The organism is Streptosporangium sp. NPDC002544 (assembly GCF_040295965.1).
Classification (GTDB): Bacteria; Actinomycetota; Actinomycetes; order Streptosporangiales; family Streptosporangiaceae; genus Streptosporangium.
On the sequence record NZ_JBEOWJ010000010.1, the window covers coordinates 156151 to 183015 of the forward strand.

27 protein-coding genes are annotated in these 26865 nt (G+C 71.1%); 7 read left to right on the forward strand and 20 right to left on the reverse strand.

All coding sequences use genetic code 11. The features are described from left to right. The first annotated feature begins 621 nt into the window (after positions 1-621). From ABT061_RS17555 to ABT061_RS17580, 6 genes are all read left to right on the forward strand, one after another. Positions 622-975: a hypothetical protein gene (locus ABT061_RS17555; protein ID WP_350918250.1), complete on the forward strand. Its 354-nt coding sequence runs from the start codon at positions 622-624 to the stop codon at positions 973-975. Beyond that, positions 972-1826: an ATP-binding protein gene (locus tag ABT061_RS17560; RefSeq protein ID WP_350918253.1), complete on the forward strand. Its 855-nt coding sequence runs from the start codon at positions 972-974 to the stop codon at positions 1824-1826. Before ABT061_RS17555 ends, ABT061_RS17560 begins: the two co-directional genes overlap by 4 nt. A gap of 156 nt (positions 1827-1982) precedes the next feature. Continuing rightward, positions 1983-2393 carry a VOC family protein gene (locus ABT061_RS17565; protein ID WP_350918256.1) on the forward strand — a complete coding sequence of 137 codons (411 nt, stop codon included), beginning with the start codon at positions 1983-1985 and terminating at the stop codon, positions 2391-2393. Between the two features lie 179 nt (positions 2394-2572). Next, entirely contained in the window at positions 2573-3037 is a 465-nt protein-coding gene (locus tag ABT061_RS17570; protein WP_350918682.1) for a helix-turn-helix transcriptional regulator, read from the forward strand. Beyond that, positions 3037-3669, forward strand: a complete 633-nt coding sequence (locus tag ABT061_RS17575; RefSeq protein ID WP_502991453.1) for a glyoxalase — start codon at positions 3037-3039, stop codon at positions 3667-3669. The genes ABT061_RS17570 and ABT061_RS17575 overlap by 1 nt, the downstream gene beginning before the upstream one ends. A 104-nt stretch (positions 3670-3773) precedes the next feature. Beyond that, positions 3774-4229 (forward strand): pyridoxamine 5'-phosphate oxidase family protein, encoded by a 456-nt coding sequence (locus tag ABT061_RS17580; protein WP_350918262.1) that lies wholly within the window; start codon positions 3774-3776, stop codon positions 4227-4229. Between the two features lie 180 nt (positions 4230-4409). Here the strand turns inward: ABT061_RS17580 and ABT061_RS17585 are convergent, their stop codons facing one another. Genes ABT061_RS17585 through ABT061_RS17595 form a run of 3 tightly spaced genes read right to left on the reverse strand, consistent with a single transcriptional unit; the run spans position 4410 to position 8882 of the window. Beyond that, positions 4410-5831, reverse strand: coding sequence for a hypothetical protein (locus ABT061_RS17585; RefSeq protein WP_350918265.1), 1422 nt, complete (start codon positions 5829-5831; stop codon positions 4410-4412). A gap of 37 nt (positions 5832-5868) precedes the next feature. Then, the gene (locus ABT061_RS17590; RefSeq protein WP_350918268.1) at positions 5869-8061 is read right to left on the reverse strand and encodes a glycosyltransferase; all 2193 of its coding nucleotides are present in this window, start codon (positions 8059-8061) and stop codon (positions 5869-5871) included. After that, positions 8058-8882 carry a WecB/TagA/CpsF family glycosyltransferase gene (locus ABT061_RS17595; protein WP_350918271.1) on the reverse strand — a complete coding sequence of 275 codons (825 nt, stop codon included), beginning with the start codon at positions 8880-8882 and terminating at the stop codon, positions 8058-8060. The genes ABT061_RS17590 and ABT061_RS17595 overlap by 4 nt, the downstream gene beginning before the upstream one ends. A 120-nt stretch (positions 8883-9002) precedes the next feature. On the opposite strand from ABT061_RS17595, the gene ABT061_RS17600 reads away from it, so the two are divergent. After that, a complete protein-coding gene (locus tag ABT061_RS17600; RefSeq protein ID WP_350918274.1) occupies positions 9003-9551 on the forward strand; it encodes a dTDP-4-dehydrorhamnose 3,5-epimerase family protein in 549 nt (182 codons plus the stop codon). Here ABT061_RS17600 and ABT061_RS17605 read toward each other — a convergent pair. The 17 genes from ABT061_RS17605 to ABT061_RS17685 all read right to left on the reverse strand — a co-directional run bounded on the left by ABT061_RS17605 (position 9490) and on the right by ABT061_RS17685 (position 26834). Beyond that, entirely contained in the window at positions 9490-10884 is a 1395-nt protein-coding gene (locus ABT061_RS17605) for an O-antigen ligase family protein (RefSeq protein WP_350918277.1), read from the reverse strand. The genes ABT061_RS17600 and ABT061_RS17605 overlap by 62 nt on opposite strands. After that, positions 10881-11567 (reverse strand): hypothetical protein, encoded by a 687-nt coding sequence (locus tag ABT061_RS17610; protein ID WP_350918280.1) that lies wholly within the window; start codon positions 11565-11567, stop codon positions 10881-10883. The genes ABT061_RS17605 and ABT061_RS17610 overlap by 4 nt, the downstream gene beginning before the upstream one ends. A 125-nt stretch (positions 11568-11692) precedes the next feature. Then, positions 11693-12505, reverse strand: coding sequence for a YveK family protein (locus ABT061_RS17615; RefSeq protein WP_350918283.1), 813 nt, complete (start codon positions 12503-12505; stop codon positions 11693-11695). A gap of 115 nt (positions 12506-12620) precedes the next feature. Beyond that, positions 12621-13517 carry a phytanoyl-CoA dioxygenase family protein gene (locus ABT061_RS17620; protein ID WP_350918285.1) on the reverse strand — a complete coding sequence of 299 codons (897 nt, stop codon included), beginning with the start codon at positions 13515-13517 and terminating at the stop codon, positions 12621-12623. A gap of 21 nt (positions 13518-13538) precedes the next feature. Further along, positions 13539-14450, reverse strand: coding sequence for a glycosyltransferase family 2 protein (locus ABT061_RS17625; RefSeq protein WP_350918288.1), 912 nt, complete (start codon positions 14448-14450; stop codon positions 13539-13541). 48 nt (positions 14451-14498) lie between these two features. Beyond that, positions 14499-16067, reverse strand: coding sequence for a lipopolysaccharide biosynthesis protein (locus ABT061_RS17630; protein WP_350918291.1), 1569 nt, complete (start codon positions 16065-16067; stop codon positions 14499-14501). A gap of 34 nt (positions 16068-16101) precedes the next feature. Then, entirely contained in the window at positions 16102-17124 is a 1023-nt protein-coding gene (locus tag ABT061_RS17635; RefSeq protein ID WP_350918294.1) for a hypothetical protein, read from the reverse strand. Continuing rightward, positions 17121-18410, reverse strand: coding sequence for a DUF4910 domain-containing protein (locus ABT061_RS17640; RefSeq protein ID WP_350918297.1), 1290 nt, complete (start codon positions 18408-18410; stop codon positions 17121-17123). Before ABT061_RS17640 ends, ABT061_RS17635 begins: the two co-directional genes overlap by 4 nt. Then, positions 18400-19449, reverse strand: coding sequence for an NAD-dependent epimerase/dehydratase family protein (locus ABT061_RS17645; RefSeq protein WP_350918300.1), 1050 nt, complete (start codon positions 19447-19449; stop codon positions 18400-18402). Before ABT061_RS17645 ends, ABT061_RS17640 begins: the two co-directional genes overlap by 11 nt. 5 nt (positions 19450-19454) lie before the next feature. Beyond that, positions 19455-20105, reverse strand: a complete 651-nt coding sequence (locus ABT061_RS17650; protein ID WP_350918303.1) for a PIG-L deacetylase family protein — start codon at positions 20103-20105, stop codon at positions 19455-19457. Beyond that, the gene (locus tag ABT061_RS17655) at positions 20102-20899 is read right to left on the reverse strand and encodes a sugar phosphate nucleotidyltransferase (RefSeq protein ID WP_326634945.1); all 798 of its coding nucleotides are present in this window, start codon (positions 20897-20899) and stop codon (positions 20102-20104) included. The genes ABT061_RS17650 and ABT061_RS17655 overlap by 4 nt, the downstream gene beginning before the upstream one ends. Further along, complete coding sequence (locus tag ABT061_RS17660) at positions 20896-22131, reverse strand: class I SAM-dependent methyltransferase (RefSeq protein WP_350918306.1); 1236 nt, start codon at positions 22129-22131, stop codon at positions 20896-20898. Before ABT061_RS17660 ends, ABT061_RS17655 begins: the two co-directional genes overlap by 4 nt. Continuing rightward, positions 22128-23195, reverse strand: a complete 1068-nt coding sequence (locus ABT061_RS17665; RefSeq protein ID WP_350918309.1) for a glucose-1-phosphate thymidylyltransferase — start codon at positions 23193-23195, stop codon at positions 22128-22130. Before ABT061_RS17665 ends, ABT061_RS17660 begins: the two co-directional genes overlap by 4 nt. Then, positions 23195-24703 carry a sugar transferase gene (locus tag ABT061_RS17670; protein ID WP_350918312.1) on the reverse strand — a complete coding sequence of 503 codons (1509 nt, stop codon included), beginning with the start codon at positions 24701-24703 and terminating at the stop codon, positions 23195-23197. The genes ABT061_RS17665 and ABT061_RS17670 overlap by 1 nt, the downstream gene beginning before the upstream one ends. Positions 24704-24890: 187 nt before the next feature. Then, positions 24891-25241, reverse strand: coding sequence for a hypothetical protein (locus tag ABT061_RS17675; protein WP_350918315.1), 351 nt, complete (start codon positions 25239-25241; stop codon positions 24891-24893). A 58-nt stretch (positions 25242-25299) separates the two neighbouring features. Continuing rightward, positions 25300-25923 (reverse strand): GntR family transcriptional regulator, encoded by a 624-nt coding sequence (locus tag ABT061_RS17680; protein ID WP_350918318.1) that lies wholly within the window; start codon positions 25921-25923, stop codon positions 25300-25302. Next, positions 25920-26834: a DMT family transporter gene (locus ABT061_RS17685; protein ID WP_350918321.1), complete on the reverse strand. Its 915-nt coding sequence runs from the start codon at positions 26832-26834 to the stop codon at positions 25920-25922. Before ABT061_RS17685 ends, ABT061_RS17680 begins: the two co-directional genes overlap by 4 nt. Between the last annotated feature and the right edge of the window lie 31 nt (positions 26835-26865).

Genomic DNA, 26865 nt, shown 5'->3' on the forward strand with positions numbered 1-26865 from the left:
GGGGATTCCACACACGACACAAGCAGAGCAGCTTTTCTACAAACTGTCACACTGATGTGCCTCGACTTTCGATACCCAAAGTAGTCACCCAGGGGCACTCTGTGAAGAGATCCGGGAGAGCGGAAACGCCGCCGGAGCGACCCTCTCTTGCACGCGGAGAGCAACCCTCTACGGCCGTCGAAAAAATCGCCGCATATGTCTGGATAAAGGGAGTGGAAATGTCCGTCGATTCAGCGGAAAACGCACCATCGGTCGCGGCTCATGCCTCTTCCGGACACACACCTGTCACCACCGAGTAAGCCACGCCGGGTGGACGGAAGCCACTTCGCGCAAGACGGAAATACCGGGCCATATCGCCCTTAATCCCCAAACAGAGCGGGGCCTGCCACGGCACGGCACGCCACGACAAGCCCCTCGACCGGACTACGGAGGTCCGATCTGATGCACAACCCTAGAGGAAACCCCAGGCCGATCCGGGTACGTTGGCACGCGAACCGGCCGCCGATGCCCCTCGGCTGCCGCTGGTGCGGCCATCCCCCATACGCACACGAGGCCGCCAGCCTCCCGCACCGCGCGCACCATCACTGGGAGCAGCCCACCCCCACCCAGGTACACGCCCGAATGACCACCCGCCGCCGCCTCGGCCTCTCCGGCCACCCGGCGGCCCACCCCACCCACCGCCCCCTCACCCCGCCACCCCCGATCACCTCCCCCGGCCAGACCACGGCCTTCCCCGAACACCCCCCGATGACCCCTACCAAGGAGGTTCCGGCAACCTCCCCCGAACACCCTCCGTTGCTCTCCACCGAGCAGGTTCCGATGCTCCCCTCCGGGCACACACCATCCCCCGGCCGGCACCGGCGACCGGAGTCGGCCGTGACCACGGCCGCCGTGCCGTACCGGCGTGGAAGGCCACTGGGCACCCGTACCCCCTCCGGTAAGCACACCCCATACCGGCAGGGAGCGACGGCATGAACGGACGCGACCCCCAGGCCCGGCAGAGCGGGCGGCACCGGCGAGGAACGGCCACCGCGCAGGTCGTCTCCCGGCCCTGGGACCTGGCCGAGCGAGCCCGCGCCGAGCGGCTCGACCAGATCGAGCCCGCCTGGACCGTCTGGTACGGCCCCGGCACCCGGCGCTTCCACGCCGTCGCCGGCTGGCCCGCCCCCGAACCCCTGATCGTCCAGGCCGACACCGCCGACGAGCTACGCGACCTGATGCGCGAGGCCGAACACAGCACACCGTCACCCCAAGGAGGGCCCATGCCCGAGACCCCGGACACCCCACCGGCCCTGGACGACTCGCGGACTCCAGTCGGCCCGCGCACCGTCTGCTGGGACCTGCCACATGACCTGCCGATCATCGGCAAGACCCGCGCCATGGTGCGCGAGACCCTCGCCGCCTGGGCGCTCCACCACCTCGTCGACGACGCCGTCCTGGTGGTCGGCGAGCTGCTCGCCAACGCGATCATCCACGGCGAGCCCGTGGTCAGGCTCTCCCTGTGGACCGGCGCGGACGAGTTCCAGATCCAGGTCACCGACCGGGGTCCAGGACGGCCCCGGCACCTCGCCCTCGGCGTCGAAGCCATCCACGGCCGCGGCCTGACCATCGTCAGAGCCCTCGCCCACGACACCGGCGTCACCCCCCTCCCCAACCATCCGGGCAAAACCATCTGGGCCCGCTGGCGCCTTCCCCTTCGAACCCGCCCGCCCGGCTATCCGGGCATCGCTGCAGGAGGAGCCGTCCGGTCGGGAGGCTACGGCCCGGGAGTGGGTGGAGCGCTCCCGGGAGCAGAACGCGGAGCCGAACCGGCGGCTGGTGGCTGAGCAGGAGGCGCTGCCCCGGTCTGTGATCACTGGGGACGGTTGAGGAGATCCTGGGCGACGCGACGCCAGGCGGTGCGCGCGACGGGCGAGACAGATCGCCCGATCGATCAGGAATCGAGAAGCGCGGGTCACAAAGCCGCAGCTAGCCTGATTGTCATGGACATCACCATTCACACGAGCTTCCTCCCGCATGACGACCCGGACGCGTCCCTGGCCTTCTACCGTGACGCCCTCGGCTTCGAGGTCCGCAGCGACGTCGGACAGGGCAAGATGCGCTGGATCACGGTCGGCCCCGTCGGCCAGCCCGGCACGTCCATCCTCCTGGCGCCGCCGGCCGCCGACCCCGGGATCACCGACGACGAGCGCCGCACCATCGCCGAGATGATGGCCAAGGGCACCTACGGCTGGATCCTGCTGGCCACCCCCGACCTCGACGGCACTTTCGAGAAGCTGCAGGCCGGCGACGCCGAGGTCGTCCAGGAGCTGGTCGAGCAGCCGTACGGCGTCCGCGACTGCGCCTTCCGCGATCCCGCGGGCAACCTGGTCCGCATCCAGGAGCTTCGCTGAGCCGTCCGGTCATCGATTCGGCCACGATGGCCGGCGTCGCGACCACCGGCCTCCATCCCGCCACCGAGCAGTTGCTCGACCGACTCGTCGACTCCGGCAAGCCGGTCATCGAGCACCTCGCCGCCTGCCCCGGCATGCGGCCCAGCCGCTCACGGACATCGACGAAAAGGAGTTCTCCCATGTGTCACCCCTCGTGGGGGCGCGCACGCGCCGCGGCGCAGCGCCTGAGCGACCTCGCGCGGCTGCGCCGCGTCCGCGACCGGATCGACCGGGAGTACGCGCAGCCGCTGAACGTCGAGGCGCTCGCCCGCGGCGTGAACATGTCCGCCGGGCACCTCAGCCGCCAGTTCCGGCTGGCCTACGGCGAGTCGCCGTACTCGTACCTGATGACGCGGCGCATCGAGCGCGCGATGACGCTGCTGCGTCGTGGCGACCTCAGCGTCACCGAGGTCTGCTTCACGGTCGGCTGCTCGTCGCTGGGCACCTTCAGCACCCGCTTCACCGAACTGGTCGGCATGCCGCCCAGCACCTACCGGCACCACGCGGCGCACGCGACGGCGGGGATGCCGCCGTGCGTGGCGAAACAGGTGACCAGACCGGTCAGGAATCAAGAAGCGCCGGTCGCAGAGCCGCAACTAGCGTGATGGCCATGGCATCCATCGAATCCGTCACCCTCGACGTGGCCGACCCCACAGCCGCCGACCGCTTCTACACCGCCGCTTTCGGCCTGGACACGCAGATACGCCTGCGGGCCTCGGAGGCACCCACAACCGGCTTCCGTGGGTTCACGCTGGCGCTCACGGTGTCCCAGCCGGCCACCGTCAACAGCCTCATCGACACCGCCCTCGACGCCGGCGCCACGACGCTGAAGCCTGCCGCGAAGTCGCTCTGGGGCTACGGCGGTGTCGTACAGGCCCCGGACGGGGCGATCTGGAAGATCGCGACCTCGGCGAAGAAGGACACCGGCCCGGCCACCCGGCAGATCGACGAGATCGTGCTCCTGCTGGGAGTCGCGGACGTGGCCGCGAGCAAGCGGTTCTACCTCGACCAGGGCCTTGCTGTGGCGAAGAGCTTCGGCCGCATGTACGTCGAGTTCGCCGCTGGGTCGAGTCCCGTCAAGCTGGCGCTGTACCGGCGCCGTGCCCTTGCCAAGGATGTCGGCGTCTCTCCCGACGGCACCGGATCGCACCGGCTCATGATCGGTGGCGATGCCGGGTCTTTCACCGACCCGGACGGGTTTGCATGGGAGGCCGCATCGCCGGCACCCACGCCCTGATGTGTCGCTGCTGCCTGGAAGCCCGCGGCCCCGGTGAACCGGCCGATGACCGACGGAGCCCGTCCCCTGCAGGAAGGGCTCGCCACGAAGTGACTGGAGGAAGCATGACGGGCGCGCCGCCGCGTGGACTTGAGGAGAGGCTGCGGGACACTCGCGCGAAACTGGAGAGCGACGTCGATCTCTGGGTCGCGACGTCGGGTTCCTCGGACGGCGTCCACCTCATCCCGCTCTCGTACCTCTGGGACGGGACCGCGTTCCTCATCTCGACGCCGCGCGCCTCGGTCACCGGCCGCAACCTGCTGGCGGACGGCCGGGTGCGCCTCAGCCTCGGGCCGACCCGCGACGTCGTCGTCGTCGAGGGCACCGCCGAGCCGGTGGACCTCGCCGACCTCGCCCCCAAGACGGGTGACGCGTTCGCGGCCAAGACCGGTTTCGACCCGCGCGAGCTCGACGAGCCCTACCAGTACTTCCTGATCCGGCCGCGGCGCATCCAGGCCTGGCGGGAGGCGAACGAGCTGCGCGGACGCGACCTCATGCGCGACGGCCGCTGGCTCGGCTGACCGCCGCAACAGGCCGGGAGTCCTGCGCCTTCACGAGGACATTCATCCGAGTGGCTCATGCGCCGGCTTGTTGCGCCTGAGGCCGGCTTCCTCGGCGAGGGACCTGATGGTGAGCCGGCCGTCCGATCGCAGCGGAGTCCCGGCGAGAACCCTCCGCGAACCCGGCGACCGTGACGGGGCTCAGGGGGTGATCCGATAGATGTGGTGGGAGTACTCGGCGGCGAAGGAGTCGGTGAAGCGGCCCTTGCCGTCGACGCGGACCGTCCGGTTCTCGAAGAGGACCTCGGCGCGCGCGGCCCGCACCCCGCGCGGCAGCGTGAACGTGCGCCTGCCCGGCGCCGTCTTCCCGCCGGGCATCGCGAAGACGTAGTACGAGCCCCGGTGGTATTTCAGCATGGTGTCGAGGCCGGTGCCGAAGCGGTGCGCGTAGGACTGGGTGTTCAGCACGGGGGCCAGCTTCCTGATCCGCCGGTTGATCTCGGCCACCGCGGGCCTGACCTCCTTCCCGCACCCCTCGCGCAGCACGTGCTGGGAGTGGCAGGGGCCGCCGAAGTTGTGGTTGAAGTAGATGATGCCCCGAGCCTCGTGGATCAGCGAGTTCATCACCGCGCCCGTCACCTGGTCCGGCTGGATCGCCCGGGTGTCGTTCTCGGCCGGCCAGCCGACCTCGACGAAGCCGTAGATCGGCTGGCGGCGGCCGTCCAGCGCGTCCAGCTCGCGCTGGCGGTCGATGACGGCGCCGTAGTTGGCGGCCCTGCGGCACCTGGCGACCGGCAGTGCCAGGAAGTTCTGCCCGTCCAGACAGACGCTCGCGCTGGTGTACCAGTAGACGTCGGCCGAGACGGCGTCGGTGAAGCGGTTGACGAACGCGGCGGCGTCCGCGTCCTTCTCCCACATCATCACGCCCTTGCCGTAGTTGGCGTAGTGGAGCCTTCCGTCGCCCTTCGGGAGCCGGTCTTTCTGAGCGCGTAGCACCGTGAAACCGCATCCCCGCTCCTCCGGGACGCACAGGGGGCCCTCGCCGGGGTGGTTGCCGGTCCACCGCGCGTCCCCCGCCTTCGCCCACATGTCCACCTCGTCGTCGAGCAGCCAGCCCACCGTCTCGCTGCCGTAGCCGGGCAGGGGGACGTTCGTCAGCGCCGACATCCCGTTCTTCCGCACCAGTGCCATGTCGCTGGTCTCGGTCAGCTCCACGTACGTGTTGATCCCCGCGGCCCTGTCCCTGTTCACATCGGCCTGGCTGATCACGGACTCGAACCAGACGCCGACCGGGAAGAACGACGGGCTCGTCCAGCCCGCCGCGGCGGGCGCGGCGAACCGCCCGTAGTAGGCGGGACCGCCCTCCCACGGCACCCGCGCGGCCGTCACCGGAGGGCCCTGGGCCGACCACGCGTGACCGGCGGACTGGGCGGAGCCCTCCGGTGCCCTCCCCTGCGGCACGTCGCCCCGTGGCGGGGCGCCGGTCGACGTGTCCGCGAGCGGGCGTCCGGCCTGGTCGGCGGGCGCGTCGACCGAGCAGAACCCGAGCATCGCCATCGTCACCGAGGCGGCCCCCACCCCGGCCAGCACCGGCAGCGACCGCCCGGGACGACGCCCCCTCACCCGTCCGCGCCTTCCAGCCCCCATGACCTCGTCCTCCTCAACGCGGATCCGATGACGGCTCGGCGAGCGCCATCAGTTGTGCCGCACGCGACGACCAGGACGCACCGAGCACGGACCCCCGCAGGTCGTCGGCCGGCCGCGGGCCCCCCTCGCGCAATGTCGCACGGACGGCATCCAGAAAGAGGTCACCGCTCGCGGCGATTCTCACTCGATCGGCGTAGTTCACGAGTTCCTGGAAATCGGTGCTGACCACCGGCAGGCCCAGCGCGAGGTATTCCTTGAGTTTGATGGGGTTCGAATGCTTTATCCATGGATTGTCCAGCCACGGCATGATCGCGACATCGAACCCCGATCCATAGCCGGGAATCGTTTCGTACGGCCTGAATCCGAGCCAGTGCACATTCGGATGGCGGGTGAGCCGTTCCATCGGGACCGTCGCGTCGCCGATCAGAACCAGCGACACGTCAGGCAGTTCCCCGGCTATCCGTTCGAGAAGGTCGAAATCCACCAGATAGTCGTCAAGCGCGCCGAAGAAACCCACCCTCGGCCCGGGAATCGCGCGAATGTCGGCGGGCTGCTCGCTCTCCGGGCGCCGCCGGAAGTGGTCGGTGTCCACACCGTGGTCGAGGAAGTAGGCGCGGTCGCCGGTCATCCGGCGCTCCTCGTCCATCAGCGCGGTGCTGACGTAGAGCACGTGGTCGGAACGCTCCAGCAGGCCGCGTTCCAGCGCCTCGATGGTCGGCCGGTCGGACTCGGGGAACGACGAGTGCCGGTCGGAACGGTTGAACACCAGCGCCTGCCTGCGCATCGGGCGCACCACGTCCCACGCCGTGGGGATGGTCACCATGATCACGGGCCGGTGCAGCCCCAGTGCCCGCGAGACCGCCAGCACCTGTGCCCGGACCAGTAGCGCGTTCACCCGCCGGGCCAGCGGCGATCCGTAGAAGGGCAGCGGCAGCGGGGACATCACGTAGAAGCCGGGCAGCTCGCGCAGCGGCCTCCTGACGAGCATCGCGACGCTGCGCAGCTTGCGCCCGACGCGCCGCAGCACCTGCGTGGACCTGCCCGGTGTCGGCATCCGCATCCCGATGCTGTTGACCACGAGGACCTTCCGGTGGGCGGCGATCGAGCGCATGAGCTGGAAGTCCGAGTGCGCCCGGTTGTGGTACCACCAGTCCTGCGCCGAGAAGCACAGGTAGCCGGGGAGGTCGGCCTGCCGGGCGGGCAGGGTCGCGCCGTGGGCCGGGGAGCCCGCCTCCTCGCCGGGCCTGGGCGGCCACTCGCGCATCGCGACCAGCTCGCGCAGCGCGGCCCGGTGCCTGCTCCCGCCCGCGCCGCCCCTGGCCACCACGCGGACCAGCTCGTTGAGCCCGACGGCCAGCCGCATCAGCTGCCCGCGCGGGCGACCGTACCGCTCGCGGTGCATCCGGACCCGGTTGGCCGCCGACAGCGCCCACAGCCGGCTTGAGGTGGACTGCTCGCCACCGAGATGCACGGCCACGGCCCGGGGCTCGTACCGGACCGCGAACCCCGCCTCCCCGGCCCTGAGCATGTACTCGGTCTCCTCCGAGTAGAGGAAGTAGCGCTCGTCGAGGGGGCCCAGGGCGTCCAGGCAGGCCCGGGAGACCAGCCAGGCCGCGCCGGTCACCCAGTCGACGGTGTGCGGCCTGCCGTAGGCGGCCGGCTCCACGACCAGCTCGCCGAGCGGGTGGAACCGCCCGGCCCGGTGGCCGCCGAGCAGCGCCTCGCCCAACGCCCTCAGCACGGTGGGCCGCCTGCGCAGGGAGAGGTGGAGCTCGCCCGTCTCGGCGGTGAGGTGGGGGGCCGCTATCCCGGTCCCCGGCACGGCGAGCGCCTGCCTGAGCAGGAGCACCGAACCGGGCGCGAGCCGGATGTCCGGGTTCAGCACCAGCACGTCACAGCCGTCCGCGGCGGCGATGCCCGCGTTCACCCCGGCGGCGAAGCCGGCGTTGCGCCCGGTCTGGATCACCTTGGCCTCCGGCGCGGCCTCGCGTACCCGCTCGACGGTGTCGTCCGCCGAGGCGTTGTCCACCACCACGACCCGTGCCGGACCGGCGCCGGCCAGCGCCGCGTCGAGTGAGCGCAGGCACCCCTCGACGACCTGACCGCTCGAATACGTGACGATCACTACGGCGAGCTGGGGCCGGGCGGGGACAGCCATGTCGGAGCCGTTTCCGGTGCGGGAGGGAGGGATGGTCGCGCCGGTCATGCGCGGTGCCTCGATGTCAGGCGGGTGCGCAGGGCACCGATGAGGAGGGCGACCGCGAACGGCGCGTCGTCCCGCAGGTAGCGGCGGGCCAGCCGGCGCGGTTCCAGGGCGAGCCGGTACAGCCACTCGGCGCCCACCCGCTGGACCGGCCCCGGGGCGCGGCGAAACCGCCCGGCCGCCATCGGGATGCCGGCTCCGCAGCCGAGGTACCAGGCGTCGGGCAGCTCGGTGCGGAGGGCTGCGATGATCCTCTCCTGCTTGGGGAAGCCCAGTCCGGCGAGGACGAGGTCCGGTGCGGCGGCGACCACCTCGGCGACCACCTCACGCACCCCCTCCGGCGAGGAGTCGAACCCGAAGGGCGGCGAGCAGGTGCCCGCCACGCGCAGTCCGGGGCAGCGTCCGGCGAGGACTCGGGCCGCGGCCTCCGGTACGCCGGGCTCTCCACCGAGCAGGTAGACCGAGCGGTTCTCGCGCGCGGCGCGCCCGGCCAGGGAGTGCACGAGCGAGGCCCCGGTGATCCGGCAGGGCAGGGCCGGTCCGGCGAGCCCGGCGGCCCAGACCACCGGCATGCCGTCGGCGACCACGATCTCGGAGCGGGCGACCAGGTCGGCCAGGCCGGGATCGCGCGTGGCGGCGCGGACGATGTCCACGTTCGCGGTGACGATCGCACCGCCACGTCCCCGTCGCCATTCCGCCGCCACGTGGTCGAGCAGCTCGGCCTCGCTGACCGCCATGACCTCGACCGCGCCGACCCTGACACGCGTGAACCCGGCCCTGCCGCCGCCCGTGGGCTTGGCCGAACCGTTCTGGCCCCGTGTCACCGGGGGTGCCACGGAGCCTGACGGCCCGCCCACGGAGAGTACGCTCTCCGGCACATTACGATCGGCACCGTTTTCCTCTTCTGGATGGCCGGAAGCTGGGGGAATCTGGAAGATGGGCACATGAGAGTGGAACAAGGCGAGATCGACGGTGTCCTGTTGTTCATCCCGGCCCAGCGCAGGGACGACCGCGGGCTGTTCACCCGTACCTTCGACGCCACGCTCGCCGCCGCCCACGGGCTGCGGCCCGCCGAGTTCGTCCAGGACAGCCAGTCGCGGTCCCGCCTGGGAACGATCCGGGCGCTGCACGGCCGGAGCGGACGAGGGGAGGCCAAGCTCGTCAGGTGCGCCCGGGGCGCCGTGCACGACGTGCTCGTCGACGCCCGGCCGGGCTCGGCGACCTTCGGCCGCCACATGTCGGTGGTGCTCGACGATGAGATGTTCGTCCACCTCTACGTTCCTCCTGGCTTGTTGCACGGTTATCAGGCACTGACCGATCAGGCGGACGTCTGCTACCGGATCGACCGGGAGCACGACCCCGCCGAGGACCTCTCGGTCCGCTATGACGACCCCGATCTCGGCATCCAGTGGCCGATGCCGGTCACCGCGATCAGCGAGCGCGATCTGGCCGCGGGTTCCTGGGCGGACCTGCGCGCGCGGCTGGTCGGCTGACCTCCTCACCGGGCTTCTCGACGGGCTTCTCGGGCAGCCGCGTGCCGCGCAGCAGCGAGCCCGCGGCTCCGATGATCAGGAACGACAGGCCGGTCACGGTCGCGAACGAGCGCAGGTCGAACGTGGCCGCCCCGACCAGGGGGACGACCAGGCAGGCGGCCAGGGCAAGCCCCAGGTCCCGCACGGCGGGGTCGGAGCTGAGGCGGCGGACCCGCAGCGCCGCCCAGAGACCGGTCAGGAAGATCCCGGAAAAGGTGACCAGGCCGATGATCCCGGTCTCCACCAGCGACAGGATGTACTGGTTGTCGAAGATCAGGTGCTTCGGCGCGTACCAGGTGCCCAGCCCCCTGCCGACCCAGGGGTGGTTCCCGATCTCGGTGGCCGCCACCGCGTAGTCGTGGGTCCGGTACTGGATGCTCGAATCGCTGGACAGGCTGGTGAACAACCCGAGGAACACGCTGAGCAGGCCGGGCACGGCCACCTTCATCGCCACCAGGAATCCGGCGCCGCCCAGTGCCGCCCACAGCCGCCTGCGTGCGGGCCAGCCCGCGAGGAGCACCGCGCCGACGACGGCTATCCCGAGGACCGCCGACCGCGACACGGAGAACATCAGCCCGGCGCCGATCAGCGCGGAGCAGATCCACCAGCGCAGGGAGGGCTCGCCCCGATCGCGGGCGCCGAACGCGTAGTGCAGCGCGACGGGAGTGATCATCGCGCAGACGACCCCGAGCTCGATGGGGTGCCCCGTGGTACCCGCGACCCGGCGCAGGGTGTTCCGTTCGAGGATCGCGGGCAGCTCCGCGGTGAATCGGAAGCCGGGAAGGGCCAGATATTTGGTCAGGTCGAATTCGAGCACGAACTGGAGCGCCGCGATCACCCCGACGGCCGCGCCACAGACCACGAGACACTTCAGGACGAAGTCGAGCCGCTCCCGGCCCCGGATGCCGTCGCACGCCCCGAGCCCGATGCCCACCGTCGCCACCACGAGGACGATGCCGTGGTCGGCCATGTTGAGCTCGTCGGGCGGCAGGTACCCGGCACCGGCGTACCCGTAGGTGACCAGCATCGCGACCGCGTACCCGAACAGCGCGGTGCGCACGGGGTTGGGGCCCTTGGCCGCGCCGAGCGTGGTGGTGAGGTGCGCGCAGAACCACCAGAGCGCGGCGAACAGGCCGACCGCGTCGGCCGGTGTGAGCGAGAAGGGCACGCCGCGGAAGACCAGCCGCGCCGGAACCAGCATCAGGACCACGACGAACGCGGCGGCCAGGGTCGCCCCGTCGGCGCTGCGCAGACCGGGGCGGTCAAGGGAGGCGGGGACCACGGGGGCTCTCAACGTCTCAGCAGGGAGGGTTCGGCGGGCAGCCCGGGCGCCGGCGCCGGGGACACCCGGCTTCTTCGCCTCCGGGCGTCGAGGAAGCTCTCCAGGGAGAACACCGCGGCGAGGCCGGCGAGCACCCCGAGCAGCAGGGCCGCGGCGGCCCCCCGGGTCTTCCCGGTGCGCTGGGGTTGCGGCTCCGTCGGCGGCACCATCTCGTTCATCGTGATGTAGGTCGCCGGGGGCGCGTTCAACTGCCGCTGGCGAGCGGCCAGCTCGATCCTCGCCCGGTCCCTGACCCGCGTCACGATGTCCCGGGCCCCGGACGGCGACCTGCTCGTGCCCTCGATGTACACGAAGGGCCCGCCGTCCAGCGACTCCGGGTTGGTGCTGCCGTTGGTGACCGTGAAGGTGGTGTCGCCCTCGGGCCGCACGCCGAGCGACTCCACGGTCTCCGGCGCGCTGATCACCTGGACGAGGATCGAGGCGGACATGCTCAGGCCCCAGTCGAAGTTCAGCAGGGGGTTGGTCAGCCCGTTGGGGCGACCGGGATCGCTCGGCAGGCTTCCGCCGGTGGGCGGGATGGTCAGCACGAGCACCGCGTTCGAGACGTAGAGCGTCGGAATCGACGAGTAGACGCCCGCCGCGGCCCCTATGGAGAGCAGGAACGCCGGCAGGGCGACGTACCAGCGCCTCAACACGATGAGCACTGTCCCCCAGAAGTCCACGCCTTTCCCTTCCTGGCCGGATGGAGGCCGCCTGGCCGGAGAACCGCACGGTTCCCCGGCCGGTGACCAGGTCCTCTACCGCTTGCCTCGCCCGCTTCTCACACCGTCTGCTCCTCCCGCCCCTCGCACCCCTCACCGCTCTCGGGCTCTCCCCCGCGCTCGCCGTGGTCGCCGTGGTCATCGCGGTCCGCCCCGCCGTCCCGGCCGGCCGGGATCTCCACCGTGGCCGGGGACGGCTCCTCCGACCGCCCGCCACCGGACCTCTGCCGGAACACCCTGCGGCGCTCCACGGCGTACGCGGCGCCGAGGCCGAGGACGACGACGAGGAACGCCGCCCCGCCCATGGCCTTCCAGGTGCCGCTCCGGTCCACCACGGGATAGGCGGGCGGCACCACCTCGACGAGCCCGATGAAGGTGGAGACAGGGGCGCCGAGCGTCTCCTGCCTGCGGATCAGCTCGGCCCGCAGGCGGGACTGGGTCCTGGCCATGACGGCACGGGAGAGGTCGGCGGAGTCGCTCCGCACCTCCACGTACACGAACGGGCCGTTCATGAGGATGCCCAGCATGCCGGGGTTGGTCCGCCCGTCGTTGATCGTCAGCTCGATGGGGCCGTCCTTCACGACGCCCAGCTCGGCCGCGACCGCCTCGGTGTTCATGGACAGGATGAGGATGCCCGCCGTGGTCCGGAGACCGTCGCTGAACTGCAGCAGCGGGTTGCTCCGCCCCAGTGGCTTGTCCGGTTCCGTCGTCCCTCCCGCGGGGGGCGTGGTCAGCACCATGGAGGTGCTCGCCAGGTAGCGCGGGGGCACCAGGAAGAAGACGGCCGCGGCGCCGAGCAGCGCCAGGCCGACCAGTGGAAGCCCGACCCGCTTCCTTCTGGCGAGGTCGAGAATGGTCCTCCAGAACTCCACTACGTCTTCCCCGCTCTCCCGAGCGCGCCGGACGCCCGGGACACGATGCGTATTGGTCGCGGCACACGAACTCCTTGTCACTACTGCGGTGTGTCGGTGGCCGGGAGTCCGCCGCTCACCCGACCCTGGCCAGCGCCTCCGCCTCGTACTCCAGCGCCAGTTCCTCCGGCATCGGGTCGAGGTCGGCGCAGCGCACGAAGTCGCGCAGGGTGGTGCCGGTGCACGCCGCGTCCACGTTGCGCGCGCCGCGGCGGGCGCGCACGTCGTCGATGTGCACGGTGCGGAAGTCGATGCTGAAGCGGGTCCTGCCCGAGGTGTTGGGCACCGTGGAGTGCAGCTGGGCGCCGGAGAACACCATGACGCCCCCCGGCTCGGGCACCACCCGCACCTGCGGGTCGAGCACGACGCTCTCCTCCGGCCTGGGCTGCTCCCTGGTGTCGCCGCGCACGTGCCGGGCCGCGGTGAGCCGGCTTGTCCTGTTCCACTCGGCGTAGTCGTAGCGCGCGCTGCCGTTGCGCACCGGGCTGCCGAAGTACTGGGGATGGAAGGCCATCACGTTCTCCGGGACCACCTCGTAGACCGGGATCCACCAGTTGAGCTGGTTGAAAGGGGCCGAGTACCAGCAGTCCCGATGGGGGTGGAAGGCGTAGGAGATCCCGGAGGTGAGGTAGTCGTGGGAGGTGGAGGTGCGCAGCCGGGGCACGTCGAAGTAGGTCCGGTCCAGGTCGCAGCCCAGCTCCCGCAGCACCGCGGGCAGCAGTTCCTTGCACCGGGGATGGTGGATGAACCGTGGCTTGAGCCGGGCCAGCAGGTCGGCGAACTCCTCGACCGGCATGTCGAACTGTGCGGTCTCCGGGTCGCGCCCGCCGAACGCCTCGGCGGTCATCTCCCGGGCGAAGGCCGCCAGCAGGGTGGAGGCGGGCGTCGCCGAGTAGACGAAGACCTGCCCCTGGTAGAGCAGTTCCCTGCGAGTGTCGTCGTCCACCACGCTGTTGGAGAAGACGGTGGTCACGGTGGTTCGCCTTTCTGTGAGTCACTGAAGCGGGTCACTGGAGCGGATGCCGGGGACCAGCCCCGAGGCGATCAGGGCGAGCCTGCGGCCCCGGCGGGCCGCGGTGAGCCGCTGGCGGCGCGCGTACATACCGAGGACCGCCGCGCGGGCGCGACGGTGCTGCTCGCCGGTGAGGCCGGCCCCTCGCAGCCAGCCCAGCAGCTCCCGGCACTGCAGGAGGGTGGAGCAGCGGGCCCGCCAGGGCGGCACGTCGAGGCGGCGGGCGATCGCGGACAGGGTGTCGTGCTTCCAGTTGCGGTGGGCGAGGACCTCGGGAACGTGCCCCCACGGTCCGGCCAGCGCCAGCTTCGCCGCGAACACCTCGTCCTCGCGGAGCATGTTCCGCCGGGGGATTCGCGCCAGCGGCTCGCGCCGCAGCAGGCCGTACAGCGGGTCGATGAGCAGGTGGCTCTCATTGAGCAGCCGCAGCATCTCGGCGAACCGCTCGACCGGGTCGTCCGAGGCCAGCCCCGAGCCCTCCAGGGGTGCGGTCGCGGCCATCCCGTCGGGCCCGGTGTAGGCGACCTGCGTGGTGACCAGGACGAGCCGGTCGTCCTCGGCGAAGGCCCTCAGGGAGCGGGAGACGCACGCGGGCTCCAGCCGGTCGTCGTCGCCGACCCAGCGGAAGAACTCGCCCTCGACCAGCTCGACGGTACGGACGAAGTTGTCGAACAGGCCCACGTTCTCCGGATGCCTGCGGTAGACGATCCGGCTGTCGGCCGCGGCCAGGTCACGGCAGATCTCCTCGGTGCCGTCCGTGGACGCGTTGTCGGAGATCACCAGCTGGAGGCGCTCGTGGTCCTGGCCGAGGACCGAGCGGACCGCGCCCTCGATCCGCCCGGCGCCGTCGCGCACGGGAAGCACGATGGACACCAGCGTGTCGGAGTTCGGCATCCGGTCTTCTCCCTCTCGGTGATGGTTCGGCGGGCTCTGGTCGGCGGTTCAGCGGGCACGGGCGGGAACGGCCCGCGCGCCGAGCTCTCTGAGCCGCGCCGCGGGTACGGCGAGCAGGACGTAGGCGAGCAGTCCCCCGGCGCCGGCCACGCAGAGCCGGACGAGCGGGGCGGCCGTCAGTCCGCCGACCAGCACGGCGAGCGCCACGGTCACCGCCGCCGCGAGCACGGCGCCCAGCAGCGGGCGGACCAGGGCCGGAAGCACCGGCGCCAGACGCACCCCCGCGCGGCTCAGCATCAGCACCGCCATCGGCAGGGCGACCAGGAGGCCCGCCAGCGCGTGACCGATCGCCGCGCCGCGGATGCCGTACCAGTGCGTCCCCGCCCACAGCGCGGGCACCAGCGCCACGGCCCAGCCGAGGTTCATCCACACGGTGGCCCTGGTCGCACCCGCCGAGGTGAGGATGTCGAAGGCGAGGGAGGTGAGCATCCGCACGACCAGCAGGACCGCGAGCAGCGCCAGGACCCCGGCGGCCGGTGCCCATTTCTCGCCGTAGAGGAACGCCACGATCTCCGGCGCCAGCGTGGCCGTCACGACGGCGACCGGGAGCACGAACGCGACCAGCAGCGGCACCGAGCGCTGCACCCCCAGCGAGAGCGACTCGGGCCGCTGCTCGGCCAGCCGGGAGAAGCTGGGCACCGTGACGTAGCGCAGGGCGGTCCCGATCACGCTGGGCACCCAGCTGGAGACGTTGAAGGCCAGCAGGTAGAAGCCGAGCGCGGCGGGGCCGAGCACGGCGCCGACGATGACGTAGTCGGCGTTCATCAGCACCGCCTCGATGCCGAGGCCCAGGGCCAGCGGCGCGCCGAACCGCAGTAGCCTGGCCGCGACCTCCCGGTCGAAGCCGAGGCGGAACGGCAGCCCCGCCCAGGCGAGCACCAGCGCGCCGGTGACCGCGTTGGCCGCGACCTGCCCGCAGGCGAAGCTGTAGGCTCCGGCGCCGTTCGCGGCGAGCGTGACGGCCACCGCCGCGTTGACCAGCGAGCCCGCGATGTTGGCCTTGGTCAGCCTGTCGTGCCCGAACCCGCGCATCAGCGAGCCGGCCCGCACCGCGGTGGCACCGTCGATGAGGATGATCGCGGTGAGCAGCCGGACCACCGGGGTGGCCTCCGCGCTGCCCGCCAGCTCCGCGAAGTACGGAGCCACCACCCAGAAGATCCCGTATATCCCGGTGCTGAACGCCAGGGCCATGACCGTCGCCGTCGGCGCCATCTCCTCGACCCTGCCCCGCCACTGCACGGTGGCGGCGATGATGCCGACGTCGTTGACGTGCATGACGAAGGTGGTCGCGGCGAGCGCGATGGCGTAGAGGCCGAAGTCCTCCGGCACGAGCAGCCTGGCGAGCACCAGCCCCATGACGAAGGTCGTCACCTTGGTCCCCAGGTTGCCCAGCAGACTCCAGCGCAACCCGCGGCCGGCCTTCCTGCCGATCGCCCCGACCTGCTCACCGGCCGTTCCGGTCGCGTCGGTCGCGTCGTCCGCACCGGTCTCGTCGGCCGTGCCGACCGCGCCGGTCTCACCGCGGTCACCGGCGTCCCCGCCCTGTCGCTGGTTCATCCGTGCCTTCCGCCTGTCTCGTGGGGTGATCGGCTCAGCTGGGCTCCTCGACGCGTTCGAGCCAGATCTCCCGCCAGAACGGCACGAACTCGCGCGGGCAGCTGACGTTGTACGCGCCCGCGCAGATGACGCCGTCCAGGACGATGCAGGGGTTCTTCATGTGCAGCATCCGGCCGGTCTTCTCGTCCAGGCACCGCTCGACGCGGGCGCTCACCCGCGCGACGTGCCCGCAGTACCGCGACATCTCCTCCTCGAACCCCATGCCACGGTTGAGCAGGTCGTCGTTGAGCGTCTGGAGGATCTCCTCCTTGGACCTGACCCGGACCAGCTCCCCCGGACGCAGGTCCAGGGTCCGCGTCGGAGTGGTGGGTCCGGCCTTGCCCCTGACGAACCCCCAGCGCAGCCCGCCCCTGATCCACAGCCACCTGGGCAGGACCCGCCTGCTGGCCTGCTGGAAGCGGTTGAACAGCCCGACGAGGAACGAGCGCAGCATCCAGGGCACGCCCACGTTCCCGGTCCGCACGTCGGCGACGTACTGCCCGACGTCCTTGAACGGCAGGCAGGTGGGCGCGGCGCGGAGCAGTTCGGTCGCCTGGCAGGAGAAGCGCTCCTCCCCGCCCGGCCCCGGCTCCTTCCTGGTCGCGGCCTGCAGGATCGGCAGCAGGGGCCGGCCCGCTGCGAGGTCGTGCTCGGTGACCGGGGTGAGGGGGGAGTCCGGATCCACCCGCTTGAGCCAGGACTCCTTCCAGTAGAACTGGCAGGCCGTCTGGCAGCCGCCGTGCGCCTGCCCGTCGCAGCGGGCCCCGGTCAGGTGGACCGCCCGTTCCATCCGCCGCATGCCGCTGCCGCTGATCGTGTCGCAGAGCTTGTGCGCCACCTTGTGCACGGTGAGCCGCCGCCCGCAGAAGGCCAGCATCTCCGGCATGAAGGGCAGCGCGTCCAGCTCTCCCCGCTCGTCCAGGGTGGCCATGATCTCGGCCTCGCCGAGCACCTCCACCGTCTCGCCGACCCGGAGGTTGAGCGTTCCAGAACCCATCCCGGCCCGTTGCAGTGTCATTTCCCGCACTCCTTGAGCAGTCCCGCGCCGCACAGTGCCCGTGCCGCGTCGGCCACCGCGGCGAAGGGCAGATCGGATCGTTCCGCGATGTCCAGGAGGCTGTGCTCCCCGTCGGAGAGGTTCAGCACCCACAACATCGCCATCTGGGCCTCCTGCGTGTCGCTGCGCCCGCCCAGCGCCCCGTACAGGCCACGCCTGCCCAGCTGCGGCTCTCCGTGGGGGCTGAGGTTGAGATAGGCGCGGTTGCCCTCAAGCACCCGGGTGACCTCCCAGCAGGTCTGCAGGGTGTCGGCCATCGCCTCCGGGGAGACGAAGTCCGGATTGTCGGCGGAGGTGTGATATTCCGGGTAGCCCGCGTAGGGGGTCCTGGTGAGCGAGCCGACGGGCAGGTCGAAGCCCGGCGAGCAGAACTGCCGCTCGTCGTAGCCGTAGGGGGAGAAGTCCACGACCGTGTGGTCACGCCCCGAGGTCCGCAGGACGTGCCGCACGGCGCGGTCGATCTCGGCGTCGCCCCGCCTGCTGCGCTTGTAGGTCAGCGGGCCGCGATCCCCCGCGCAGGCCAGCACCAGGCCGTGCCTGATCCGCCCCGCGCGTTCCCGGTTGCGCGCCAGCCAGGTGATCGCGCCGATGGTGCCGGGAGCGAACAGGAAGCGGTAGGTGTACCACGGGTCGGCCGCGGCCAGCCGCCGCGCGAGCCCGACCGCCACGGCGACGCCCGCCAGGTTGTCGTTGGCCAGCGAGGGGTGGCACACGTGGCAGGAGACGAGCACCTCCTCATCGACCCGGCCCGGCACCACGTGCTCGCCGTAGGTCAGGTGGCCGTCGGCGAGCGTGGAGTCGATCATGACCTCGTACCGCCCGCCGGCCAGGCCCGCAAGGGTGTCGTGGGCCAGGCAGAAACCCCACGTCTGTGCGTAGTAGCCGGTCCGGTACGGGATCAGCCCCGGCTGCTCGGGCAGCGTGTGCAGGTGGGGCCGGAGCTCGTCCAGGGTCATGGTGGCCGACACCGGGACGCTGTAGCCGACCACGTGCAGGTTCGACGCGGCGAAGTCGACGACCCTGGCACCGGAGGCGTCCTTGACGTAGGCGTCGCGGATGTTCCACTCCCTGGGCACCGTCCAGTCCAGCACCTGGGTCCCCGTCGGCACCTCGTGGACCTGCAGGCTGACGGACTCCGCGACGATCTCCAGGGTGCGGCGCACGCCGTCGCCGGTGATGCTCCGGCAGAGCGGATAGAGCCGCTCCACCAGGGCGTGCATCCCGCGCCCCTCGCCGTCATCGGTCATCGTCCACCGCCCCCGCCACCTGGCGCGGGCGCAGCGCGCCGTCGACGGTGCCCGCCTCGCGCCGGGCGGACAGCCAGGCCAGCCTGGTGAAGCGGCGCTGGAAGTCGTCCGCCGTCAGGCCGAACCGCCGGTACGCCTCGACCAGCTGGAGCGCGCCCGCCTTGATCGTCCACAGCGCCTGGTAGCCGGGGAGCGCGTCGCGGATGCGGGAGAAGTCGACCCGGTAGGAGCGCGGGTCGGCCCCGGTCTCCCCGGTGATCACGACCCGGGCCTCCGGCACCGCCTCGGCGACCTCGGCGGCGATCTGGGCCACCGTCAGGTTGTTCTCCTCGGTGCCGACGTTGAACGCCCTGGCGTGGACGGCGTCGCGCGGGGCGGCCAGCGCCATGGCGAAGGCGTTCGCGATGTCGGCGGCGTGCACCAGCGGGCGCCACGGGGTGCCGTCGGACAGCACCCTGACCTCCCCGGACAGCAGCGCGTGCCCGGCGAGGTTGTTCAGCACGATGTCCGCGCGCAACCTGGGCGAGAACCCGAAGGCGGTGGCGTTGCGCAGGAACACCGGGCTGAAGTCCCCGTCGGCCAGCTTGAACAGGTCGCTCTCGACCCTGACCTTGGAGTCGGCGTAGGGGGTCACCGGGCGCAGCGGCGCGTCCTCGTCGACCAGGTCATCGCCTGAGGCGCCGTAGACCGAGCAGGTGGAGGCGTACAGGAACCGGCGCACGCCCGCGTCCCGGGCCAGCCTCGCCAGGCGCACCGCGGCGCGGTGGTTGATGTCGTAGGTCAGCTCGGGCGCCAGCGCGCCCAGCGGGTCGTTGGAGAGCGCGGCGAGGTGCACCACCGCGTCCACCCCCGCCAGGAGCTCGGGGGTGACGTCCCGCAGGTCGACCGCGTGTCCTGGCGGGTCGCCGGGCGCGGGACCCAGCAGGCATCCGGCGAAGAGCCCGGAGTCGAGCCCGGTCACCTCGTGGCCCGCGGCGACGAGCACCGGGGCCATCACACTCCCCAGGTAGCCCTGGTGCCCGGTCAGCAGCACGCGCATCCGGTTCAACCTCCAGACAGGTCAAGGGTCAGCTTGTTGACGTGGAACGCCTCGGCGTAGCGGGCGTGGCATTCGATCCCGCGGACGCGGGCCAGCCCGAGGAACGCCTCGCGGTCGTACCAGGGGCGGTGGCGCTGCGAGGGGTAGTGGCGCTGGAGCAGGCTCACCTTCGCCTCGGCCACCTCGGGCGCGAGCGGCTGGTAGACCGAGGGGCGCCCGAGGTCGCCGTCCCATTTGGCGATCTCGTAGCCGAGCACCTGGTGGTCGCGGAAGGCCGTGGGCACCAGCTCGGCCAGCGTCCGGTGGTCCTGGTGGGCGTCGGCGGGGTGCGGCGCGAACAGCAGGCCGGGGTCGGTGCGCGCGCGCAGCTCCTCCACCGCCTCCTTGGCCTCCTCCCAGCGCGCGGGCAGCCGCCCGTCGGGCAGCTTGAGCACGGTGAGCCGCAGGTCCGCGCCTGGGCAGAAGGCGGTCAGCGCCGCGTGCTCCTCGTCCTGGCGCTCGGTCCCGCCGCCGGAGAGCACCAGGGCGTCCACCCGGATGCCGGGACGCGCGGCGCAGAGGGTCAGCAGGCTGCCGCCTGCCCCGATGGCGAGGTCGTCGCAGTGCGCGGCGAGCAGCGCGATCCGGCCCGCCTGGGCCGGTCTGAAGCGGATCACGTGGCCGGCACCGCCAGGTGCTCGCGCTCCCAGAGCGCCCAGGGGCGGTCGCCGCGCGAGTACGCCTCGTCGAGGGCGACCCGCTCCTTGACCGTGTCCGTCGGCCGCCAGTAGCCGCGGTGCGGGTAGGCCAGCAGCCTGCCGCGCTTGGCCAGCTCGGCGCAGCCGTCCGCGACCAGGTCACCGCCTGCCGGGATGTGGTCGAAGATCTCCTGGCGGAGCACGAAGTATCCGCCGTTGACCCAGAGCGGCATCTCGCTGACCGGGGTGATCCCGCCGACCGTGCCGCGCTCGCCCAGCTCGATGCAGTGGAAGGTGTCCGAGGGCGGCACCACCATCATCGACGCGCCCGCGCCCGAGAGGGTGAAGCGGTCGACGATCTCCGGCAGCGGCGCGTCGGTGAGCACGTCCGCGTAGTTGGCCAGGAACATCTCCTCGCCGTCCAGATGGTCGCGGACCCGGCGCAGCCGCTCGCCGATCGGGGAGGCGATCCCGGTCTGCACGAACGAGATCGACCAGTCGGAGATGTCGGTGGACAGCAGTTCGACCCTGCCGCCGCGCAGCACGAAGTCGTTGGAGGTCGTCTCCTGGTAGTTCAGGAAGAAGTCCTTGATGTGGTGCGCGCCGTAGCCGAGGCAGAGGATGAACTCGGTGTGCCCGAAGTGCGCGTAGTAGCGCATCACATGCCAGATGAGCGGCCGAGGTCCCACGAGCTGCATGGGCTTGGGCGCGTCACCGGGGGTGCCGGTGCGCATCCTGGTGCCGTATCCGCCGCAGAAGAGGACGACCTTCACGGGTTCACCTCGACGATCTCCAGGTTGGGGATGGGGAAGACCAGCCGGCCTCCCCAGGCGTGTACGAAGGACAGCTGCTCGACGAGTTCCTCGCGGAGGTTCCACGGCAGGACCAGCACGTAGTCGGGCCGCTCCTCGGCGAGCCGCTCGGGCGGCAGGACCGGTACGCGGGTGCCGGGGGTGAACCTGCCGTGCTTGTACGGATTGCGGTCGACGGTGAAGGGGAGCAGGTCGGGCCGGATCCCGCAGTGGTTGAGCAGGGTGTTGCCCTTGCCGGGCGCCCCGTAGCCGGCGACGGTCCGGCCCTGGCGGGCGGCGTCGAGGAGGAAGGTCAGCAGGTCCCTTCGCACCCGCGCCACCCGCGCGCCGAACTCGGTGTACCCCGACAGCTCGTGCAGGCCCGCGGCCTTCTCCGTGGCGAGCAGCGCGGCCACCCGCTCACCCGGCTCGCCCGCGATCTCCGCCGGCCGGGCCCACAGGCGGATCGAGCCGCCGTGCGTGGGCAGCGACTCGACGTCCACGAGACGGAGGCCGCCGCTCGCCAGGGCACTCCGCGCGGAGGCGACCGTGTAGTACTGGAAGTGCTCGTGATAGATCGTGTCGTACTGGTTGTGCTCCATCAGGGTGAGCAGGTGCTGGACCTCGATGGAGACCCAGCCGTCGTCGGCCACCAGGGCGCGCAGCCCCCGGGTGAACCCGATGACGTCCGGGATGTGGGCGTAGACGTTGTTGGCCACCACCAGGTCGGCCGGCCCGTGCTCCGCGCGCACCGAGGCGCCGGTCCGCTCGTCGAGGAAGGCCGTGTGGGTCGGTACCCCGGCGTCCCTGGCCGCCTGGCCGACGTTCTCGGAAGGCTCGACGCCCAGGCAGCGGATGCCCCGCTCGACGACGTGCCGCAGCAGATACCCGTCGTTGCTGGCCACCTCGACCACGAACGAGTCATCGCCCAGCCCGAGCCGGTCGACCGCCCCGGTCACGAACTCCCGCGCGTGCTCCACCCACGACGTCGAGTACGAGGAGAAGTAGGCGTACTCGGTGAAGGTCTCCTCGGGCGTGATCATCGGCGGGATCTGCGCCAGCCAGCAGCCGGTGCAGACCCGCAGGTGCAGCGGGTAGGTGACCTCCGGCTCCGCCAGCTGCCGTTCGGTGAGGAATCGTTCGCAGGGCGGTGTCGCCCCGAGGTCGACGACGCTGGCGAGGCTCGTCGAGCCGCACAGCCTGCAGGTTGTCATGAGCTGATCTGCACCTTGCTGTGATCGCCCAGCACGAGGCGGTGGGCTCTGGGGGTGTTGGGGGCGGGGGTGACCTCGACGTCGTGGCCGATGAGGGACGCCTCGATCCGCGAGACTCCGGCGATCGAGGACCTGGGCAGGACGATCGAGTACTCGATCTCGCTGCCGCTGATCGCGCAGCCTGTCGCGATCGAGGTGAAGGGGCCGATGTAGCTGTCGCGGACCCGGGCTCCGGAGCCGATGATCGCCGGCCCGACGATGCGGGACCTCTCGATCTCGGCGCCGGCCTCGACGACCACCCGGCCGATCAGCTGGCTGGCGCCGTCGACCAGGCCGTCCACCCGGGGCTCCAGGGACTCCAGCACCAGCCGGTTGACCTCCAGCATGTCCGTGACGTTCCCGGTGTCCTTCCAGTAGCCGGAGATGACCGTGGAGGCGACCGGCCGCCCGTCGGCGATCAGCCAGTGGATGGCGTCGGTGATCTCCAGCTCGCCCCGCCAGGAGGGCTTGAGCTCGGCCACCGCCTCGTGGATCGCGGCGCTGAACAGGTAGACGCCGACCAGCGCGAGATCGCTCTTGGGGACCGGTGGCTTCTCCTCAAGCCCGATCAACCGGCCCGCCTCGTCCAGCTCGGCGACCCCGAACTGCCGGGGATCGCCGACCCTGGTGAGCATGATGTGGGCGGCGGGCCGCTCGCGGGCGAAACTCTCGACGACCCCGTTGATGCCGCCGACGATGAAGTTGTCGCCGAGATACATGACGAAGTCGTCGGCACCGAGATAGTCACGGGCGACGAGCACCGCGTGGGCCAGGCCCAGCGGCGCCCGCTGGCGGATGTAGGTCACCTCCAGGCCGAGCGCGCGGCCGTCGCCGACGGCCGCCTCGATCTCGGCGTGCGTGTCGCCCACCACGATCCCGATCTCACGGATGCCCGCGGCGGCGATGGCCTCAAGACCGTAGAAGAGCACGGGCTTGTTGGCCACCGGTACGAGCTGTTTGGCCGAGGTGTGGGTGATCGGCCGCAACCGGGTGCCCGCCCCTCCGGCGAGCACGAGTGCTTTCACTAGTAGGCCCCTTCTCCGCCGATCACGGCGCTCCAGGTCTTCCAGAGGATCTGCAGGTCCAGGAAGAGCGACCAGTTCTCCACGTAGCGGAGGTCCAGCCGGACCGACTCCTCCCAGGTCAGGTCCGAGCGTCCGCTGACCTGCCACAGACCGGTCATGCCGGGGTGGACGACCAGGCGGCGGCGCACGTCGGCGCCGTACTGCCTGACCTCGTCGGGCAGTGGCGGCCGAGGGCCGACCAGGGACATCTCACCGCGCAGCACGTTGAGCAGCTGTGGCAGCTCGTCGATGGAGTATCGGCGCAGGAAGGCGCCCACCCGGGTGATCCTTGGATCGTTCCTAATCTTGAACAGGACACCGTCGAACTCATTGTCACGTTCCAGGTCGATCTTGAGCCGTTCCGCGTCGACGACCATCGTGCGGAACTTCACCACCTGGAACTCCATCCCGCCCTTGCCCACCCTGACCTGGCGGAAGAGCGCGGGCCCCGGACTCGTCGCGCGGATCAGCGCGGCGATCACCAGCATGGGCACGCCCAGCACCAGGAGGGCCAGGCCCGCCCCCATCCGGTCGAACAGGCTCTTCGCCAGCCTCCTGGCACCGCGGAAGTCGGGGTGTTCGACGTGCAGGAGCGGCATGCCCGCGACCGGGCTGATGCTGATGCGCGGGCCGGCCACGTCCATCAGCGCGGGTGCCACGAACAGGTCGGTACGGGCGTCCTCCAGACCCCAGGCGAGCCTGCGCAGCGCAGCGCCGTCCAACTCCGGGCAGGCCAGCACGGCGACGGCGTCGGCGTTGACCTTGGCCACCACCGCGGCGACGTCGGAGAAGCCCCCGAGGACCGGGATCCCGTCGACATCGACCATGTCGGGGCCCGCGGGCAGGCACGCGGCGACGACGAGCATGCCGTGATGCGGCTGCCCGCGCAGCTGTATCACCAGGTCGAGCACCGACTCCCGGTGGCCGACGGCGACCACCTGGCGCATGTGGTCACCGCGGATGCGCCTGCGGTGGAGCCGCTTGCGCATCCGGTGGCGGAAGACGGCGTTGAGGATGAAGGCCAGCGGGAACATCGCCATGACGAAGCTGCGGGCAATGGGTGTCTGCGTGACGTAGGCCCCGATCGCGACGGTGGCCGTCAGGCCCGCGGCGCCATTGAAGACCGTCCGGAACTCATCCGTTCCCTCACCGTAGGTGCGCTTGCGATAGGCGCCCCCCGCGGCCAGGGCCAGTGGCCACACCAGGGCGAGCCCCAGTCCGAGCAGCGCCTCCGTCTCGGGAATGAAAGCACCGAACCAGATTCGAACTCCGAGGACGATCCCGCAGGAGATTACCGAACACGCGACATCTCCGACCAGGAGAATACGGACATAAGAGCGTGTCCAAATACTCGGAGAAGTGCGCGCTGGACTCTTAAGGAGCCCGATGACGAGCTCCTCAGTTCCCACTCTCATACCACCCCACCCAAGATGCCCCGACTCGTCCGGATAAGGTGCCACGCATCTCATTTCAATAGTTGACAGTATTCCCTAATGCATCAGGAGCGTGGATACCCATGGAAATCCTAGTGATCACCATCGGGCAGGGGAATACCGGCCACTGTCCACTATTGGCCGAAGCGCAACGGAGACGACATCTTGACGGAGCGGTTCAAACGTGTACCTTTGACCGCTTATTATTGTCAATAATGTGAAATTAGTCGTATTCAAAATCCGGAAGAGCGGAAGGTGGTTCTGGACTGCGCCATACGACGACGTAGTCGTCGCGCGCGGCCTCCACCGCCGCACCAAGCCGGTCGAGATCGAAATCCGGGAGATACCGGAGACGGGCGAGGAAGGTCGCGTCGGTCGCCGAACTGGGCACCACGCACCCCTGGCCCCCTCGATCAAGAAGGATGTACAGGATGTCCGAGTCCGTATCGCCCACTACCCGCACCTCGACGACGTCCTCCCACGCGAGGGCGTCAACGCTGCCGTCCTCGTAGTGACGGGCCACGCCTTCTTCGGTGACATACACGTAGGAGTCCGGCACTGAGTTGCCGTGCATGGGCGCGATTGTGACCACTCCGGGGCTCCGCGTGCAATAGAACCGTGCAAGTCAGTGCCTAATGATCGCCCCAGCCGTGATCGAGATGCGCGGCGACCGCCTCCCTGGCGGCCTCCGCGGGACCGCTGCCGATCGCGTCAAGCAGGTTCCGGTGCTCGGCGACCAGCACGTGCCGGTCGGAGTAGACGGCGCGCAGCCTCACCAGGCCGAGCCTGGTCTCCACGGCCAGCATGCCGTAGAGCCGCTCCAGCCGGGGACTGCCCACCGCGACGACCAGCGCCTGGTGCAGCGCCATGTGCTCGGCCACCATGTCCGACCAGGGGGCGTCCGCGGGCAGCGCGGCCATCCGCGCCAGTGCCGCGTCCGCCTCCCCGACCCGCCGGCCGGCCAGCGCGGTGGCCGTCAGTTCCTCAAGCGGGCGCCGGACGAACATCAGGTCGTCCAGATCGGCCACGGTCACCTCGGCCACCTGGGCGCTGCGGTGCCGCTCGCGCCTGAGCAGCCCCTCGTGCACGAGCACGGCGAGCGCCTCGCGGACCGTCGGGCGAGCCACCCCGTACAGGGCCGAGAGCTCCTGTTCCGGCAGCGTGGTGCCCGGATCGATCTCGCCGGACAGCACCCGCCGGCGCAGGGCGTCGGCGAGCGCGCCGACGGCGGAGACGGGATGGAGCGGGAGGGTCACGCCGACGACCCTATTGCCCTTCTGTCCCGGCCAGAAGAAGAGACGCGCTCGGGCAGGGAGACCGCGACCAGACTGGCGCCGAGCAGCAGCAGGCCGGTGACCGAGGCGGGCCCGAGCCGCTCGCCGAGCACGACGACGCCGAGCAGCGTCGCCACCGCGGGCTCGGCCAGCGCGAGGGTGGCGGCGGTCGCGACCGGGGTGGTGCGCAGGCCCCTTCCGTACAGCAGGTAGGCCAGCGCGGTGGTGGCACAGCCCAGGTAGAGGGCGGTGAGCAGGCCGCGCGGCTCGGCGAGCCAGCCGGTGCCGGTCCACAGCAGGACGGGCACCATGACCACCGCCGCCCCGCCGAACATCAGCCCCATCACCGCGTCGGAGGGCGCCCCCGCGCTGATCGTCCGCGCGGCGGTGACCGCGTAGAAGGCGTACAGCAGGCCGCCGAACAGCGCGAACAGGACCCCGTCGGCCCGCACCTCGCCTCCCCCTCCGGTGAGTACGGCACAGCCGGCGATCGCCACCGCGGTCGCCGTCGCCCAGCGGCGGCTGGGCCGCACGCGGTCGAGCAGCCAGGACAGCAGCCCGGTGAAGACCGGACCGCTGCCGATGGCGACCACCGTGCCGACGGCCACTCCGGTCCTGCTGACCGCGGCGAAGAAGCACAACTGGTACGCCGCCACGGCCACCGCGGCCGCCGCGAGCGGGCCGAGGTGCGCCGGAAGGCGGCGCCCACGCGCCGGGAGCGGGCCTCGGGGGAGACGCAGGAGCCGCGCGGGGCCGGTGACGGCGGCGAGGACCAGGCCACCGATCACCAGGCGCGCGGCGGCCATGGAGACGGGATCGACCCCGGCGACGAGCAGGCCCGCGGTTCCCGCGGTCCCCCAGAGCACGGCGGCTCCGATCACGGCGAGTTTCATGGGACGATTGTAGGCACATTGTCTGACAATC